Genomic DNA, 17545 nt, shown 5'->3' with positions numbered 1-17545 from the left:
TGTAGGCGCATGTGGGCGGGTCCGGGTTCCGTTCCCGCCCACATGTACGTGTACGCGCCTACTCGGCGGCCTTCTTCCGGCCGCCCCGCTTCTTCTCGGGGCGCCAGGCGCGCAGGTCGGACTCGGAGAGGTGGCGTTCGGTGCGGCCCAGATTGAGGGCGCTCTGGAACTCCTCGGCCGGATTGCCGTCCCACTCGGCGTCGAACTCGTCGTACCACTGGTGCACCCAGGGCATGGCCTCCTGGAGGCCGGCGAGGAGGGGCACGAAGCGGGGGTCCTCCTTCGGCCAGCCGTCCTTCTCCACACGGTCGTGGACGAGGTTGGCCAGCGCCTCGGCCTGCTCACGCTGGTTCCAGCCAGCCCAACCGAGCAGGAGAGACTGGTCGTTGTCGGTCGACGCGTCCGGGTAGGAGATGAACCGCTCCTTGGGGACGTCGAGCTTGCCCCGGTTCGACCAGTAGGAGTGCTTGAGGAAGTCGGCGCCCGTGTACTTCGGTGGGACCGCGATGTCGAGCCGCTGACCAGCACGGTCCTCCTCGCGCTGCTGCTCCCAGACCTGCTCCCACTGCGCACGCTTGCGGAGGCCGGTCTCCTTGTAGCGCAGCACGCTGAGGTACGGGACGTGCTCGGGCTCGATCACGGCGGCGAGCACGGCCGCGAGGGATGCGTCGCGCTTGCCGAGGTGGTCGGCGGCGTAGAGGGCGGCGACGGACTGCACGTCCTCGTCGTGGCGGAGGGCGTCGGCGAGCTGGCTCACGGTGAGGGTGCGGGGTGCAGTAAACTCGTTGCGCTCCTCGAACCACAGGTCCTTGCGCTCGGCGGCGTCGAGCAGCCAGGCCCGTAGAGCGGCGGCTTCGCGCTTCTCCCAGGGTTCGGTGGACCAGCGGCGCTTGTACTCGGGGCGCTCGATGAGGCGGATGTCCTTGTGGGACTCGATGAGGTCGAGTCGGGCTTGAACGACGTTCTTGTAGGCCTCGGGCCATTCGGCGGGGATTTCGGTGACCGGAGTGGACCCGTGCCGGTCGAACCAGACGGTCTCGGCCTTTTCGTCGCGCATTGCGCGGGCCAGCGCGATCTCGAAGGCGCGTTGCCCGAGGGCGAGCTGTGGCACGTCGACATCGGTCAGGTCTGCTGGTTCGACGGAGAGTGTGGTCCGCGCAACCTCTGCCGGTGTGAGCAAGCGGTAGGACCCGTACACATTCCAGTCCAGCTCTTCCTGGAGCGCGATCATCCGAGCGCGGATGCGACCTTGAGCATGGCGCGCTTCGTCGAGTGCAGCACGGATAGGGCCTCCGTCAGACGGGAGGGCCGAAGGTTCGTGCTCGGCCAGCTTCTGCGCAAGAGCGTCGAGTTCTCGACCGAGGGCGATCGGAAACGTGTCTGGGAGAGGGAATTCCTGAATCTTGGTCCCCGTGAACTCGAAAAATCGCTCCCACTCATCGTGCATGAACCCACCCGTACCGGACTGGCTTCCCTTATCGTGGCTCACCTGCTTCAACCAGAAACAAGCCGCCGAGGAGTTCAGCACCCCCAGCAGCTCCAAGTACTGATCCTCGCTTGCCCCGTCAGGCAACTTGATGACTGGCGCAGTTCGAATGCACGCCACCTCGTTTTGAACGAGCGAGAAATTGTTATGGGTAGAAACAAACGGATAGGTTAGAAAGATGGGAGGTTTCAACCTTCGAGAATAGAACTCTCGAAATTCAATCCACGAAATTCCCTCGATATCCTGTACCGCGATACCGAAACGCTTTCGAGAATTCAGAGTGGCTCGCGTTCGCCATAGGCGACGGTACATCGGATGCTTTTCATCGAAATCGATTGGCTCAAATTCTGCGTTGTAGGGCCACAGGACCACATCCTCCGAGCGGACACCAAAGTCACGGACAAGCTCGCCGGACACCAGCGCGCGGGAGGGAAGCTCCGGCTCCCGGATGACCGTTGCGCGGGAAACCACGAAGGAGTCGTCGTCACCTGTGATGCTGACAAACCCCAAATCATCGGTGAGCGAAATGAGCCGACGTTCGGCAGCGAATTCGATTCGCTCGAAAAGGCCGCCTGCGCCGCCCCCGGACAGTGACCATGGAAAGACTGCAAGCCGCTGCCTCTCCAGGTCCTCCACCGACACCCAATCCGACTCGCTCCCCGCCCTCCCCACCTGCTTGACGATCGCCTGCCACACCAGCCCCCGCGCCGCGTCGTCCGGCTGGCTCGGCTCCCCCCGGACACCCAGCACGGCCCGGACCTTGTCCGCCTGCAACTGGTTCTGGTTCCGCCCCGCCAGAATGACCGTCGGCGTCCCGTGCCCCGGGATGAACGCCCCCGACGTGTCGATCACATGCGTGAGGTCCACCTTCGGGAAGAACTCCTCGATCAGCTTCTTCCCGAACTCCCTCTTCATGAAGGAATTCGCGGTGATCTGCCCCGTGAAGCCACCGGTACGCTCGCCGCCCCCCGCCCGTACCGCAAGCTCGAAGATCCGCTGGGCGAACGGCACCGACAACGCATACTGGCGGTAGCAAGCGCTGTACGCGGCCTTGTAGTTGGCGTTCTCCTGCTTGTCCTTCACCGTGATGTACGGCGGGTTCGCCACCACCACGTGGTACGTCCCCCGCCCCAGCAGGTCCACGTCCCGGGCGTGCTCCTGCGCGTCCTCCGTGCGGTAGTAGAACGTCTCCCGCTCCGCGAACAGTGACTCCGTGACGCCCTCCGCCCCCCGCCCGTGCAGCAGCGAGTCCCCCACCGCCACGCGGATCGGCATCTCCGGCGCGCCGCGCAGCTCCCGTACGCCGCACTCCTTCAGCGCCGCCACCAGCAGGCGGAAGCGGGCGATCGACGCCGCGAATGGGTTCTTGTCCGCGCCGTGGACCGACTCCAGGGCGCGGCGGATCAGGACCCAGTCGTCCGTGCCGGGCTCCAGCTCGCGCCACTTCTTCAGGACGCGTTCGAACATGCCGAGCAGGAAGTGACCCGAGCCACACGCGGGGTCGATGCAGCGCAGGCCGCGTACCTCGCCGTCCGTGAGTTCGCCGCGCCAGCCGTCCGGCCGGTGCTTCCAGACCGGGTCGAGGCCGAATTCCTCGATCGCCGGGTCCAGTGTCAGATCGAGGATGAACTCCTCGACGAACACGGGGGTCTGGAGCAGGGCGTACGTCTTGCGGGCGTGCTCGGAGAGGTCCTGGTACAGGTCGCCGAGGAAGCGGGTGTTCAGCTCGGGGTCGGAGAAGTCGTAGCGGACCTCGCCGTCCGCACCGCGTTCGCGCCAGAACGCCAACAGCCGGGTGGCGGCCTCGTAGGACGGGGTGACCTCCCACAGCGGGTTGTGGCGGCGGTCGAAGAGGCCAGCCGCCGTCGGGTGCGCGTCACCCAGCGCTTCGAAGGACTCCGTCAGCCAGTCGCGGTCGTTCAGCTCGGGACTGCGGCGGAAGAAGTCGTCGTGGCGGTCCTGTGCCTCGGCCAGGCGTTCGCCGGGGCCGGAGAGCCAGGCGTCGGGGATCAGGCCGTTGTCCTCGCTGAAGCGGACGAAGACGCAGGCCAGGATCCAGGCGGCCGCGATCTGCACCACGCGTTCGTCGCGCCACGTCCCGTACGGGAAGCCGGTGCGCTCGGACGACAGGGCGCGGTCGTATTCGGCGTGCAGGGCCGTCGCGTACTCCTGCTCCGACTCCGTGCGTTCCCTGAGGTCCTCCTGCAGCAGCACGACCTGCCGTTGCAGGTCCTTGAGCAGGGCGGCCTGGTCGAGCGACTCGGCCCTCGTACGGTCTTCCTCGGACGACACCGGCGGAACCTCTCCCATTTCCCTGGCAAGCCTGCCGTGACCTCACGGCATACGCGCACGCATACGCGGAGTATGCGTACGGACATCCTGCCAGTCCGGGCAGCGCCGCCGGGAGCCGCTGTCCGCAGCTGTCATCCCGCCGACATCGGCACCCCGCCCCGCCGTCCCACCCGGAACGCGATCCGGTACACGTCCGGCAGGTCCAGGCGCAGGTCGCTGCGGCGGCGCATGACGCCCAGGTCGATCAGTTCCTCGATCAGGCGGGGGAGGTCGTCGGGGTGGCGGGGGCCAGTGCGTACGTGTTCGGGCCCGTCGCTCTGCGCGTACCGGGCGGACTCGGCGCGCAGGGCCTCGGGCAGCCCCTGCTCCTTCCAGATCCCGGTCACCGTGGCTTCCTCGATGGGGACCTGGCAGCCGCTGAGCGGCTCTATGGCCAGCTTCACCCACGGGGTGTCCTCGCTGACCTCGTACACCCGGACCTCCGAGGCCGCCTGCACACCCTTGCGGATGGCTTCGTGGTGCAGGGCGCGGTCGTGGGACGGGCGCTCGGAGCGGGTCGCATCGGCGGCGGTGGACAGGGCGTGCAGGAAGCTGCGGGGGCTGACCTGCTGGCGGCCGTCCATGAGGTGGTTGGGGAGCCAGGTGTAGGGCCTGCCCTTGCGGAAGTTCGCGCCCATGTAAGGGTCGGCGATCTGCTCGAACAGCTCGGTCTGCGCCCGCTCCTCGTTGCGGAGCGCCATCGGCGGGACGTGCCGCAGCCCATCGGCATCGGACTCCCAGCCGCCCGTGAGCCTACGGAAGCGCGCCGAGGCCCCCTCCGCATCGTTCTCGTTGCCCATGCAGTGGAAGAGGAGGCCGAACAGGTCCGTCTGTGACCACTCCAGCCGGGCCGCGTTGCCGGAGAGCTTGGAGGCATCGGGGAAGTGATGCTTCGCGCCGTCGAACATGTCCGGCCGGATGAACACCTTGAAGCGGATGTTGCGCGTGCCGAACCGCATCTGCAGGGCGAGCTGCAGGATGCCGGCGACCAGCCGGTCGGCCTGCTCCCGGTCACCGTGCAGGTGCTCGAGCGCGTCGAAGAGGAGGAGGTGGACCGTGTTCTCATGGTGTGCCTGCTGGTCCGCCTGCTCGATGGTGCGCTGGGCCGCGTCGGCGTTCGTCCGCACCCAGGCGACCTTGTCGCTCCAGTCGGGCTGTGCCCGCAGCTCTGGCTGGCCCAGGGCGGCCAGCAGGACCGCGTACCAGATCTCGTACGGAGGTGTCCCGGCCTCGATCAGCGAGCGCAGGATGAACTGGCCCGGGTAGCGTGCGGAGTTCATGTCCAAGCCGTGGCCAGGGGCAACGTTCAGTCTGCGCAGCCGTGCGATGCGGTACTCGTCGGCGGCGAAGGCGCGCAGGTCGCCGTCGAGCAGCGAGCGGTACCAGAAGGTCTTGCCGACGCCCCGCCCGCCCTGCACCACGGTGTTGTCGACGTAGAGGGCGGTGCGGTGCGAGTCCGGCATGAACAGGGTGTGCGCGGTGGGCCGCCGGGTGTCGGCCTCGGCCGCGTCCCTCAGCGCGTCCGACAGCAGGTCGCGGTACTCGCGCGCGGTCAGCGGCTCCGTCATCGCGTTCCCTCCTCGTCGCCGGGGCCGGCCGTGATCAGCCGGGCGGCGGTGTCCAGGAAAACACCGTACGCGGCCTTCACGAACGCTCGGTCCTGCCAGGTGCGGGCGTCGCCCGCGCCCAGCCCGACCAAGCCGGGCTCGAAGAGGATCGGGATCGGGTGGTGCGGGGCCGCGTCATCCTTCTCGCTCGGCGCGAACGCAATGCGTGCGGTGTCGTCCGTGGAGAGCGACAGCGCTTCTCCCGGAGCCACTTCGTCGTACAGCGCGGCGAAGCACTCGTACGAACGGGCCGTGAAGACGTCCAGATAGTCGTCCATGGAGTGGTGCACCGTGTCCGGCACCATCGACGCGACCATGCGGAGCTTCTCGCGGATGTCCGGCGCCCGGCCGGAGGACTGCCAGGCCGCGAAGAGGTCGCCGTAGCCCGCCCAGGTCTGGGCGTTGTCCGCGCCAAAGAGGAGCGCGAGGTCGCACAGTCGGGAGATGGTGACGGCTGCCACGTCGTGGATACCGGCCCTGCTGTCCAGGAGCACCACGTCGGGGCGCAGGCCGCTGTCCCCGAGCGCCACCGCCTTCTCGCAGGCCTCGACCGCCTCGGCCAGCCGGTCGGCGAAGGAGGAGCCCGGGAGGTCGGCGTAGACCCGGTTGAGCTTGTCGACGTACGCGTACGGGACTCCGTCCGTCCCCTGCCCGCGCGCGGGCGCCACCCACAGTTCGCCGCTGCGGCTGCGCGGGGCGTAGGCGGTACGGGTCACGAGCTCCAGCCCGTCGGCGTTGCCCACGGCGGCCTCGACGAGGTGGTCCACGATTCCGTTGCATGGCAGGCTGTCCGGTCCCGCGAGCAGCGGGCCCGCTCCCGGGGACTCCAGGTCGAGGTCGACGACGAGCACGATGTGGCCTTCGTCCGCCAGTCGGCGGGCCAGCATCGCGGTCGCCGTCGTGCGGCCCACACCGCCCTTGAAGCCGTACAGGGCGGTGCGATGGGTGCGGGAGCCGTCGGCCTCGGGGCCGGGTGTGGACACCTTAGCCCAGTCCTCGCCGACCACGGTGTTGTCGAGGAGCCGGACGCTGCCCGCGCCACCGGAGGGGCGCAGCATGTCGGAGGTCGCGCGCGGGGAGTTCAGCAGGGCGTCGGCGGTGATCATCTGCGAGGCGAGGGTGAGCGGGCGGCCGGTGACGTAGGGGGCGAGCTGCTCGACGAGGGCTGCGTGCCAGCGGTCGCGCCGGTTCTCATCCACGAGCTGCTCGCGGTCGTCGACGATCAGGGTGAAGCGTCCCCGTACGTCCCTCACCAGCAGCACCGTGAACTCCTCGTCGGCCACGGAGCGGGCAAGGGAGAGGGCGAGCGGACCGGCTTCGTCGAAGCGGACGGGGGTGGTGCGGGGGCTCATGACAGGCTTCCGTTGATCAGGGCGGACTCGTGCAGGCCGACGATGGCGCGGGTCGCCTCGTACAGCGCGGCGACCGTCACCTCAGTGATGTGCTCGCAGTGCAGATAGCGGTCCTGCTCACTCCAGTTCCCGAAGGCGTCGAGGTGGTCCTCCAGGGCGACGAGCAGTTGGTTGCCCAGCGGACCGTGTGCCAGCACCGCCAGGTCGGTCTCGTTCCAGGGCAGGTGCCCGTACTCCTGCGTCCCGCCGGTCTCCTTGCGTATCCAAGGCATCTTGGCCGGTCTGCCGTTCGGCTTGGGGTCCAGGCTCGCCTCGGTGAAGAGCAGCAGGAGGCTCTTGAGCGCACACTCAGCGGCGAAGCCGAGATGGTGGTCCGCATTGGGCCACCTGCCGTCGTCCTGGAGGTACTCGGCATCCCGGAAGTGGCGCTCTGCGGCGCTGGCGAAGTGGTCCTCTACCGAACGGTTCGACACCCTGCGGATCATATGGTGAACGCGCAGGCGCGGGGTGATGGTTCGTCAACGCACCTCAACTGCGCGCGGATACCTGCCACGTGGGAATGTTATCGCGCTCAATGCGCGGTTCGTCCGCAGGCCGGATCGAAGCTCCGAGCCCGACGCTCAGGGCCCGAAGCCCAGGGATCGGGCCGGGGCCTCTTCCGCGTACCCACGAAGGAGTGCACAGAGCCTGTCGGAGCTCGGACACCGCCGCTCGGGCCTCGGAGCCCGGGACCCGAGACGCAACCCTCTCCGCAGCGTGGGCAAGGGCGGCGCGGGACCGCTACGCCACCGCCCGCAACTCCTTCAGCGACAGCCCGTCCAGTACGGCCCACTCACTCGCCCGGTCCACGACATCGACCGTGCGTCCGTCCAGCGCCGGTGTCGCGTGCGCGTCCTCCGCCGGTACGAGCAGCCACAGGCCGTGCGGGGCGTCCGCGGGACGCCGGGCGGCCTCCTGCAACGCGACGAGGAGCTCACGTCCTCCGGCCTCCCAGTAGCGGGCTGCCAGACCGGTCTGATGGGCCAGGAGCACCGTGCGCGGACCCGCCTGCTCGGCGAGCACGGTGACGCGTCCGGTCACGCGCTCCGCGGCGAGACGGGTGTAGGACGCGAGCGCCGCGCCGATGACCCCCGTCGCCGCGAACTTCGCGTCCGCCTTCAGCAGTGCGGGCCACCGCACGCCCTGCTCCTCGGCCAGTTCACGCATGGCGGTGAGGAACAGCTCGTCGAGCGAGACCGGAACCACTCCGTAGCGGGCGGCCAGCCTCACGGCCACACCCGGGAGTTCAGCGCCCTTGAACGTCAGCGCCAGGAAGCCGCCCCGCCTGCGAGCGGTGTCCAGCCGTGCCGCAAGCACCTGGCGTGGATCCCGACCCTTCGCAAGTTCGCCCTGCGCGGCGGCGATCAGCGTGCCCGTGCTGGTGAGCGCCGAGACGGACACCTCATGACGGCTCCCCCGCGGCTCCGGGACGCGCGGCAGGAAACGCTTGCGCTGCGCCACGTATTCGAGCGGGAAGTCCGCCTGCGTCAGAGCCTCCGCCAACTCGACGTAGGTGGTGTCCGCCAGGACCGCCAGGCCGGGGAACCGGGAACGGACCCGTGCCAACAGATCGGCCGTGGAGATACCGACATGGGCCCGCACTCCGGCAGGCGCCTGCGAGATCCGCAGCGCACGCGGCAGATCGAGATCCAGCGGAAAGAGCTCCAGCCGCGGGGAGAATCCGACACCGCGGGCCAGGGCCGCGGCAAGCTCAACCAGCCGCGTGTCGGCCGGCGGCACTATGCCGTCTGGTGCCTTCACCGCGCGCAGCTCACGCAGCACGGTCGCCCGTCCCGGCAGCGGGTCGCGGTACGCCACTGCCGTCGCGGCCTCGCCGAGGCGTGCCGCGTACTCGGCGAGCTCGACCGGGGTCGGGTCATCGGCGCCCGGCTGGTCCTCCAGCGCGAGGACGACGCGCCCGCCACGGCGCAGCACGGCCAGGCGGGCCGGCGCCTCTGTGTTGGCACCGGTGTCATCGGGTCGCCTGCGGGCCTCGGTCTCCGCAGCCGCACGGACCACGGCGAGCGCCATGGCCAAGGTCTCCGCCGGGCCGGCGTCCCCCGCACCGTGGCGGGCGCGCAGCTCGGCCGCCAGCTCCTCGGCCGTCATGACCCTGCCCTGCTCGGCCAGGATCGTCACCAGCTCGTCGCGGATACGGCCGAGCCACGGCAGGAGCGCCCACTGCTCGATCGCGGCGAGCTGGTTCTTGGAGACGGTGGTCTGACTGACGCCGAGCGCCTTGGCGATGGCCGGCTGGGCGGGCCACGGCTCCAGCAGCGCGGCATCCGGAAGCTGAAGCGTGGCACGCACGACATCGGGCCGCGGCTTCGTGTTGCGGTTGCCCTGCGCCGGAGTAAGCCGGGCCGCCAGCGTGTCCACCGACTCCAGCACCGCCTCGGGAGCGTCCGCGGCAACCGGGGCGGGCGCCTTGGGCGCGGGCTTCCTGCGAAGGTCGTGCGTCCACTGCCGGTGGCGCCGGTTGAGTTCCTTACGGATCACATTGCCCGCGCCCCGGGCGCGGGAGATCGTGTGGGGCGGGATGTCCAGCAGTGCGTCAACCGTGGCCGCGCCCAGCCCCGCGGCCACCGAGACGGCCCTCGGCGACAGCCCGGCAGCTTCCAGCGGAGTCGTCAGGCCAGCGGCCGCTGCCGCCTGTTCGCGTGCATCCTCGACGTCCTCGGCGTTCACACCCACGGTCGCCGGCGTGGTCGCCGGACGGGCCGAGTCCGCCGTCCGGAACAACTGCCGCCACGCCTCGGTCATCTGGCGGAGGCTGTCGTAGCGCTGCTCGACGTCCCGGTGCAGGGCGCGCTCGAAGAAGTCCGTCAGCCCGTCGCTGAGTGCCGGATCGAACAGCTCACGCGCCACGTACAGCGTCGCGTCGAGGACGGTACGCGGGTCGCCCTGGCCGTCCCCCCACACCGGGCGTTCACCGGACGCCATCTCGTGGAGCGTCACGGCTGCGGCGTACCACTCGGCGTGATCGTCGTAACGAGCCCGGCGGCTGCCTCCCAGGAAGGGATCGAGATAGCCGCGGGTGCCCGCGTGGACGTCCTGGTCGGGCGCGTTCGCCAGCGAGAAGTCGAACAGCATCAGCTGCCAGGAGCCGTCGCTGCGCTTGAACAGCCCCAGATTGTCCGGCTTGATGTCCCGGTGGCGCACCCCACGGGCGGCAAGACTGTCCAGCGCGTCGAGGAGATCGTTCCCGAACCGCTCCAACTGGTCGTACCCCAGCGACCCCTGACCCCGCAGCCGGGAGCCGAGACTGACCGGGTCCTGGTCGGCCGGTGAGCGGAATCCACCTGCGTACTCGATCTCCAGGACCGTACGGCCGGCCACCTCACGGGGTTCCGCGAGCAACTTGGCGATGTGGCCGCCGCCCACCTCCTTGAGCGCCTCCGCCTCGGCGAACAGGCGCGAACCCTTCTCATGGTCCAGAGCGACCTTGAAGACACGGGGAAAGTCCTGGTCGGCCGCTCCTTCGGCCTCCGTGCGCCGCACGAGCAGTGCCCGTGCGGTGGCTCCGGTGCCGAGCACCCGGGTGACCGTCCAGGTGCCGTCCAGCGGCTGACCGGGCTGCACGGTTAGCGGATCCGCGACCTCACCTGCTGGTTGGTCGGCCGGTGCGGCGTCGGCCTCCGCGGCATCCAGGAGACGCAGGAAGTCGTCGGGTGAGGAGAGCCGCTCCTGCAGGTCTGCGGCGGTCGCCTGGAAGACCACATCGTCCAGGGCCGCCGACACGCTGTCCGCCACCGCATACGGATGCAGTCCGCCTTCGGCCGCGAGCCGGTCGACCAAGGCGCTCCGCCGGTCCGCCGGCGGGCGGCCGGTCAGCAGGAGATAGGCGAGGCTTCCCAGGCCGAAGACGTCGAGATCGACAGGGTCGGCGAATTCCTGATCCGTCTCCGGGGCGAGATACACCTGGGCGACGTCAGCGATCAGGCCGGCGTCCAGTGGTGTGTCCCCGAGCGACCGGTGCAGGGACGTCTCGAAGTCGCGGGCGGCGGTCTGCCAGTCCGCGATCCGCAGGACCGGTTCGCTGCCGTCCTCCCGCGCGGAAACGTACACCGAACGGGCGGAGAGAGCACGGTGGTAGAGCGACCGGTTGTGTGCGTAGCGCACCGCCTCGGCCAGTTGCCGCACCAGATCCAGGCGGACCGCCGGGGTGAGCCGGCCACCATACGCGTCCAGGTAGGCGTCCAGACGCAGATCTGCCTCACGGTGCCGGAACAGGATGGCCGGGCCGCCCTGATGTTCGTGGATCTGCACGGCCTGCACGATGCCGCGGTGATTGATGCCCTGCAGCACCTGGTACTCGCGGCGGGCCGCCCGGTCGACGCGGCGTCGCTGCTGCCCGGAGGCGGCCTCTCCGGCCAGATAGATCCTGACCCGGCCGCCTTCCTGTACCAGGCCGTCCTCGCGTACGGCGAGCCGGTCCTCCCATCCGGGCCCGGCGTCCAGGGCACGCGAGTCCAGGCGCCAGCCGTCCCCGAAGCGGAGATGCGCCGTCGACTGACTGACGCCGATGCGCTTCATCAACGTCTCGAGCAGTTGGCTGTCCTGCGGGGTGACCCGCCAGTTCTCCCGCTCCGGCGGCAGCGCCAGCAGACCGTCCCAGATGCCCGGCAGCCCGCTCGCGCCGTCATTGCGGCCGAACACCGCGGTGCGCTGGAACTCGTCCAGCTCGCTCACCAGGTCCGCGTCATGGAGGAAGACGGCAGGCTTGATGTACGGAATGCGCCTCGGGTCCTCCCTCATGGCCCGCGCAGCCCGCTCCAGTCGGCCCTTGAGCTCCTTCGCCTTGAGATCGGTGAGATGCAGAGGATTCTTCAGGGTCCGCACCCGGTCGGCGTGGAACTGCCACGTGTCCCCATGGTTCACCACCCGCCCCGGGTGCCCCTTCAGCTCCACCAGATACAGGCCGCCCGGCACGGCGATCAGCAGGTCACACTCGTTGACCCGGCCGGAGTCCGCCGTGAACTGGAACGTCGCCCACGCCCGGTACGGCTCAGCCCTCGGCATCAGCTGCCGGACGTGATCAAGCCCTTCCTGCTCCCAACGAAAGCCGGAACGACGTGGCTGGTACCAGTGCTCACGTGGCGCTGAAGGGCCCGGCTTCGGAGCGGACGGCCGCGGAGCTGACGTCACCGGAAAACCTCCTGGGGTCTGATTGGCGTGGACGCGAACAGGGGCGGAAGCCACATTCGACGCGGTCAGCCTTCGTACGGCTCGGCGAACCCCACCACGCACATCCCCCCGGCGCCCCGACCGGCATCCTAGTCGTCCGACTGCACAGTCCAGGAGCCTCGGCGGACTGCCGGGGACCGCTGGGTACGGCGCGGAGCCGGGGCCCCTGGCGCAGGCCCGTCGTGGCGCACAAGACTGTCAAGCGGGGCCAGCATTCCAGAGCCCAAAGCGCCTGCGCGCACCAGAATGGGGCAAGGGAATCACCAAGTCAGCTGTCCCAGGGGGCGAGGAGCCCGCTTCCCTATCTCTCCGGAGTGCCGGTGGCGCGCGCAAACATCTCCATGACGCCACAGAGCCCCTGCCGGGTTCCGCGGCAGGGGCTCTGAGCTGCGGTGGCGCGTTCGCGACCGCCTGAAACAGGGACTGGCGACCGCCCTACTTCGTCGTCAGCACCGCCATCCAGTCCAGCCCGCTGGCTATTCATATAGCCGTCACCGATGGTTATTCCATGCAACTCCCCGGACCCCGGTTTCATCGCACAGTGACCCTCGTCGTGATCGATGCACAAGAGCGCGTAGCCCTCTTTCCACTCTTTGGTTCCGTCCACAAGCGCTGGACCTTGCCACACGCCCCGGTCCGGCTGGTCGAGTCCTATGCCGAGGCCGCCCTGAGGCTAGGAACACATTGCTTCAGCGGCTCGGTCATCCGATGGGGGCCAGTTGTCGGACGAAGATGGGCCACCGTCCCCTCGAGCAGCTTGCCACGGGTGCGGATGGAGGAGCATGTGTTCCTCACTCGCGCCAGGACGCCCCTGGCCTCCAACTCGATCCATGCAGGAGGACGGTCGGGGCTGGTTGTCATGTGGGCAGCAAGAGCGATGCTCTCGTCACTCCTGCAGGAGCCCCACCTCGACAGCACGGCGACTCTGATCGACGGCTACCTCAACGGCTGGCTGCCCGACGGTCCAATCACTCTTGATTGAACTGCATGTTGGCGCTCGTCTGCGCGAGCCCTCATCGACGTCGCAGGACCAGTCCACCAAGCACAACCCCGGAACCAAGAGACCCGTGCGGCCCCGCCCCTACGGGGGACGCAGAGAACAACGAACGCCCCGAAGAGCATCACCGCCGTGGCTACGCAAGCTCCCCTTCGACGCGATGGTTTGCGCGCCCCCTCCCTTGCGTAGGCGAGATTCAGCAAGGTGCCCCGCAATGGCACACGGTGGCTCTAGAGTGACGCTTGCATGCAAGGTTGCGGGCGGACCTGCGCATAACTTTGGTTGGGTGTACGGAGTTTGATGGGAGGTCGGCAATGAGCGAGATGCTCTTCCATCGTCTCGACGCGGAGGAACACGCTGCTCGGGAGTTGGTTACCCGACTGCGCGCTGAGATTGCCGAGGCCGAGGAGCGGCTGGCAGCACTTGCAATCACGCGGCGTACTGCAGCGCAGCTTCTCGAAGAGGCGCCGCCTGGGAAACCGACCGCGAGTGGAGGATCCACCGAAGGCCCCGACGGGGTTCATACACAGTCCTCCACGAATGGCGCTTCAGAAGCCACCGAGTCAGATGCAGAGTCGACCCCCGGCGGGCAGCCGGGTAGACAGCAGCGGCGCACGACGGACAAGCACCAGGGTTCGAATCTCTCCGGTCGACTCACCGAGCTGAACCGGAAGGTAGTCACTGTGGTGGGCTCGGCTGATCGACCGATGAGCCCCAAGGACGTAGTCATCCCCCTCGTCGACACGAGTGCGCCTCGAGCAGAGATCGAGCGGATGCGTCACCGACTCAACCGCATGGTGAACAAGGGATACCTGAAGCAGGTCGGACCTGGCCTGTACACCGGGGCGGAGGTGGATCGATAAGTAGCAGCGCCTAGCAGCGCGTCCGTTGCCGTGAAGGATCAGCACGGCGCTGGATGGTGAATTGGTGGTGCCGCCAAGGGATCAGTCTCGGCGGCACCGAGCATGTGAGTCCGGTTAGGGGCTTCTGCATGCCGTTTTTGAGGGTAGCCCACCGCCGGGTCACCTGTGGCGTGCTGAGCCCAATCCGTCCTGCCTGCGCATATGACGTGCGGGTTCCGGAGGTTCAGCAATGCATCGATCCCGGATCGTTGGTACCCGGGTAGAGACCCACACCGAGCCCGTCCTCCAGACGGCTCAACGTCGCCACGTCCGGCCAGCTACTGCCGGCGAGGAGATTCGCGACCGCCTGACGGTTGACGCCACTGAGAGCGGCGACGCGTCGCAGACCCAGCCCTTGAAGGGTCATTTGCCTGGTCAGGGCTTGTGCGACCGCCTGCACAACCCTGGCCTGGGGCTGGTCAACGAACGTCGCCTCGGGCCAGTTCTCCGGATCCCGAGCCAGCTCCCGCGGCGGCCTGCTGCGGCCTCGTCCTCCGGTCATGCGCATGCGCTCCTGACAGTCGAAGTGCACACTCACGAAACAGGTGACCACTTGTGTAGCCACTTTTCGTGGTGCGTTCCTTTGGAGACGGCTATGAGCGGCGCGATCCTCGGCTACCAGCCGTTGGAAAAGCCATCGGAGTGGCCTTTGGTCGCCGATGGCGTCCGCATGGTGGCTGCAGCGACCTGCGATTCCGTCCCATATCCAGTCCCGAAAGTGATGCTGGCGCTCTCCGGTCTGGCCACGTACGCAGAGCGCGTCGGCATCGCCCGCGACCCTCTGGCCTGGCTGGCACCAGAGGTGATGACGCGATACCTGCTCGCACGGACGAAACTCGAAGGAAGTTCCGTCCAGACCTACCGGAGCATCCTCCTGCGCATCCGCGAGGCTTTGCTGTGGTTGGAGTACGGCCAACAGCCCACACCCAGAATGAGCGCCAAGCGCCAGCGTGCCGCCCCGTACACCCCGCCGGAACTCGCCCGCTACCTGATGTGGGCCCGCACACTGCCCCCTACCTCCACCCTCGGCGACAGCGCCCTGGCCCTGCTGGCCCTCGGCGCCGGCTGCGGACTGGCACGCCGCGAGGTACTGGCCACCCGCGGCACCGACATCACCGTGCTGCCGTCGGAGGCGGTGGTCGTCGCAGTACCGGGCAGCGATCGGCTGGTGGTCTGCCGAGCGATGTGGGAGGAGGCCCTCGCCGCGAGGGCGTGTGCCGCAGGTGACGGCTACCTGTTCCTGCCCCAGCGCCAAGTCGCCGACCCGAAGAACGGTGTGTCCAACTGGGCCGGGCGGACATTGAAGGGTGCATCGGGGCTTCCCGAACTGAAGCTGGCCCGGCTGCGCAGCACCTGGATCGTTGAGCTTCTTCGCCAACGTGTCCCTGAAGATGTCATCGCCAGGGCGGCTGGCATGAAGTCGACCGCCGCCCTGGCCCCCTACCGGGCATCGGTCCCCCCGCTCACCACTCCGGCCACCGCCCGCTTGCTGCGCGGCTCGGCATGAGAACGCCCGCCGATGACCCCCGCTACCAACCTGGCAACGGCCGCCCCCGCTGCCCGTACCCGCGCTCACACGAGCCGTCCCAGATGGCTGACAGCAAGATCATGAAGCTTCGGCGCACGCTCCATCAGAGCGGCGTCGTAGAAATGATCGAGGCCCAGTTTGCGGGGCTGCCGGGCCCGCCCGGATACCCCGTCCGTCTGGTTCTGCTCGGTCTGGTCTGCGCGAGCTACGAGAGGACCAGCGGCAACCTCGATGACGCCTTCGAGATCATGACGTTCGGCACCAGCGAGCGGTTGCGCGCCCACCTCGCCATTCCGACCTGCGACATCGAGGACCAGGACGCGGTCAACGCGCTCTACAACCGCTTCCACCGCGCCTGGCCCCTCATGAACCGACTGCTGGACGCTGCACCGCACCAGCGCCGCAGTCGGCTTCCCAGGGCAGCAGGCCGCAAAGTGGCCGCTCAGTGGAACGGTGAACACGGACAGCCCGCTCTCCGCCGTCTGGAAGAACTCGCCAACCGGCTGGTCACCGCCCCGGTCCGCATCGCCTTCGTGAAAGGTCTGATGCGCCACTGGCGCGGCGACACTGCGATCGACACCACCTGCGTGCCAACTTGGGCCCGTCCCCACACACGCAAGCGCTCTGCTCTGGAGGCTAGTGCGAACTGGCATTACAAGGGGGGCGGCGACCGGAAGTTCGGGTACAGCGCCACGCTCGCCATCGCGGCCCACGCCGACCCGGACCGAGCCGGCCGCTACCCACAGCTGATCCTCGGCATGGTGCTGCACACGCCGGAGAAGGACATGGGCCGCCACGCCCACTACGTCAGCGCTGTGCTGGCGCAGCTCACCGAGCTCCCTGGCTTCACGGCGGCCGACCGCGCCTACACCAAGCTCCTCCCTGAGAACTTCCACCGGCCGATGCGCGCCCTCGGCTACATGCCCGTGCTCGACTTCACTGGGCCCCAGGTCACCTCCGCCAGGGCGGAAGGCCATCACCAGGGCGCGATCACGAAAGTCGGCCGGCTCTTCTGCCCCCTCACGCCACGCCGCTTGCTCGACCTGTACTCGCAGATCCGCAGCGCCAAGAACGAGCGTGAACGCATCCCACTTCGAGAGCGGCTGCAGGAGATCGAGGCGTACGCACTCACCCGTAAGGACACGCTCGACGATCGCGGAACCGAGCGGTTTGCTTGCCCCATCACCAAGCTCAACTGCCCTTGGGCACAGGAGCGTGAGGGTCGCGGCGCACCACCGAAGAGGGAGCCCGTACCGGTCGTCATCAACCTCGATGCCCACAGGGAGCGCACCCCGCACCCCGCAAGCCGGCCCACCGTAGAGCCCCCAACCCTGCCGCTCGCCGAACGCCCCAAATGTTGCCGCCAGTCCTCCGTCACCGTGCAGGCGCACGTCATGCCCCGCACACGCCAGGAGCTGCCTTGGCAGACGCCCTCCTGGGCCCTGGCCTACCAGGCGCTGCGGGCTCACATCGAAGGTGGCAACGGGCGGCTGAAGTCCGTCGACTCCGCGCTGCACGCCCGCGAGAGGCGTCAGCCCCGTGGCCGCGTCGCGCAAACCCTGCTGTCCGCCATCACCGTCATGGTCCACAACATCAAGGAGCTCGAGCAGTACCTGGCCGCGAGCAAGCAGAGCGCGATCACCGGCCTCGACCACGAGCCGAACGATGTCCTTCTGCCCTACCCGACGATCAGCTTGACGGTCTCGCCCCGCTCCCAGGCGCTGAGCCGTAGCCCCTGAGCGGGCACGTTCCGGGTAATTGAAGATCGACACGTCGCGAGACCGCAGGAGCCTGCCTCCACGCCTGCGGTCCCCGCGGCATGTCCGCATCCCGACCCCCGGTCCGTTCCGACGCGGGCCGCCGCGCTTCCCGGCGGCCCGGCAGGCTGACTTTCACACAAGCAGGAGCTCAAACGACGAGATCCCGGTCAGACGGTGACCGTCTGACCGGGATCTCGTGAACCGTTCCGGGATGAACCCGTGAACGGCGCTGCTGTGGACCTGAGGGGATTTGAACCCCTGACCCCCTCGATGCGAACGAGGTGCGCTACCAGTCTGCGCCACAGGCCCTTGCAACGAGTGAAACCTTAGCACTCCCGCCGCCGTGCTCGGAAATC

At 68.5% G+C, this 17545-nt stretch carries 10 protein-coding genes and 1 tRNA gene; 4 read left to right on the top strand and 7 right to left on the bottom strand.

Features of this window, described 5'->3' with window-relative positions; genetic code table 11:
- Positions 1 to 58: 58 nt before the first annotated feature.
- From pglX to pglW, 5 genes are all read right to left on the bottom strand, one after another.
- Entirely contained in the window at positions 59 to 3778 is a 3720-nt protein-coding gene (pglX, locus tag AB0M67_RS24410) for a BREX-2 system adenine-specific DNA-methyltransferase PglX (protein ID WP_365748643.1), read from the bottom strand.
- A gap of 131 nt (positions 3779 to 3909) precedes the next feature.
- The gene (locus AB0M67_RS24405; RefSeq protein WP_365748641.1) at positions 3910 to 5385 is read right to left on the bottom strand and encodes a hypothetical protein; all 1476 of its coding nucleotides are present in this window, start codon (positions 5383 to 5385) and stop codon (positions 3910 to 3912) included.
- Positions 5382 to 6776 carry an AAA family ATPase gene (locus AB0M67_RS24400; RefSeq protein WP_365748639.1) on the bottom strand — a complete coding sequence of 465 codons (1395 nt, stop codon included), beginning with the start codon at positions 6774 to 6776 and terminating at the stop codon, positions 5382 to 5384. Before AB0M67_RS24400 ends, AB0M67_RS24405 begins: the two co-directional genes overlap by 4 nt.
- Complete coding sequence (locus AB0M67_RS24395; RefSeq protein ID WP_365748638.1) at positions 6773 to 7249, bottom strand: hypothetical protein; 477 nt, start codon at positions 7247 to 7249, stop codon at positions 6773 to 6775. The genes AB0M67_RS24400 and AB0M67_RS24395 overlap by 4 nt, the downstream gene beginning before the upstream one ends.
- A gap of 307 nt (positions 7250 to 7556) precedes the next feature.
- Entirely contained in the window at positions 7557 to 11963 is a 4407-nt protein-coding gene (pglW, locus tag AB0M67_RS24390) for a BREX system serine/threonine kinase PglW (RefSeq protein WP_365748636.1), read from the bottom strand.
- A 580-nt stretch (positions 11964 to 12543) separates the two neighbouring features.
- Between pglW and AB0M67_RS24385 the strand changes: the two genes are divergently transcribed.
- The gene (locus AB0M67_RS24385; protein ID WP_365748633.1) at positions 12544 to 12984 is read left to right on the top strand and encodes a hypothetical protein; all 441 of its coding nucleotides are present in this window, start codon (positions 12544 to 12546) and stop codon (positions 12982 to 12984) included.
- 329 nt (positions 12985 to 13313) lie between these two features.
- Entirely contained in the window at positions 13314 to 13862 is a 549-nt protein-coding gene (locus tag AB0M67_RS24380; RefSeq protein ID WP_365748631.1) for a hypothetical protein, read from the top strand.
- A gap of 223 nt (positions 13863 to 14085) precedes the next feature.
- Here AB0M67_RS24380 and AB0M67_RS24375 read toward each other — a convergent pair whose 3' ends face one another.
- Positions 14086 to 14466 (bottom strand): helix-turn-helix transcriptional regulator, encoded by a 381-nt coding sequence (locus tag AB0M67_RS24375; RefSeq protein ID WP_365748629.1) that lies wholly within the window; start codon positions 14464 to 14466, stop codon positions 14086 to 14088.
- Positions 14467 to 14496: 30 nt separating this feature from the next.
- Between AB0M67_RS24375 and AB0M67_RS24370 the strand changes: the two genes are divergently transcribed.
- The gene (locus tag AB0M67_RS24370; protein WP_365748627.1) at positions 14497 to 15408 is read left to right on the top strand and encodes a hypothetical protein; all 912 of its coding nucleotides are present in this window, start codon (positions 14497 to 14499) and stop codon (positions 15406 to 15408) included.
- An 83-nt stretch (positions 15409 to 15491) separates the two neighbouring features.
- On the top strand, positions 15492 to 17168 hold the full coding sequence (locus AB0M67_RS24365; RefSeq protein ID WP_365748625.1) for a hypothetical protein: 1677 nt from the start codon (positions 15492 to 15494) through the stop codon (positions 17166 to 17168).
- 256 nt (positions 17169 to 17424) lie between these two features.
- Here AB0M67_RS24365 and AB0M67_RS24360 read toward each other — a convergent pair.
- Positions 17425 to 17498 (bottom strand) — tRNA-Ala (locus AB0M67_RS24360).
- Positions 17499 to 17545: the final 47 nt, after the last annotated feature.

Source organism: Streptomyces sp. NPDC051662 (assembly GCF_040681655.1).
In the GTDB taxonomy this organism is placed as follows: Bacteria; Actinomycetota; Actinomycetes; order Streptomycetales; family Streptomycetaceae; genus Streptomyces.
This window is presented reverse-complemented; position numbering and strand designations above follow the sequence as displayed.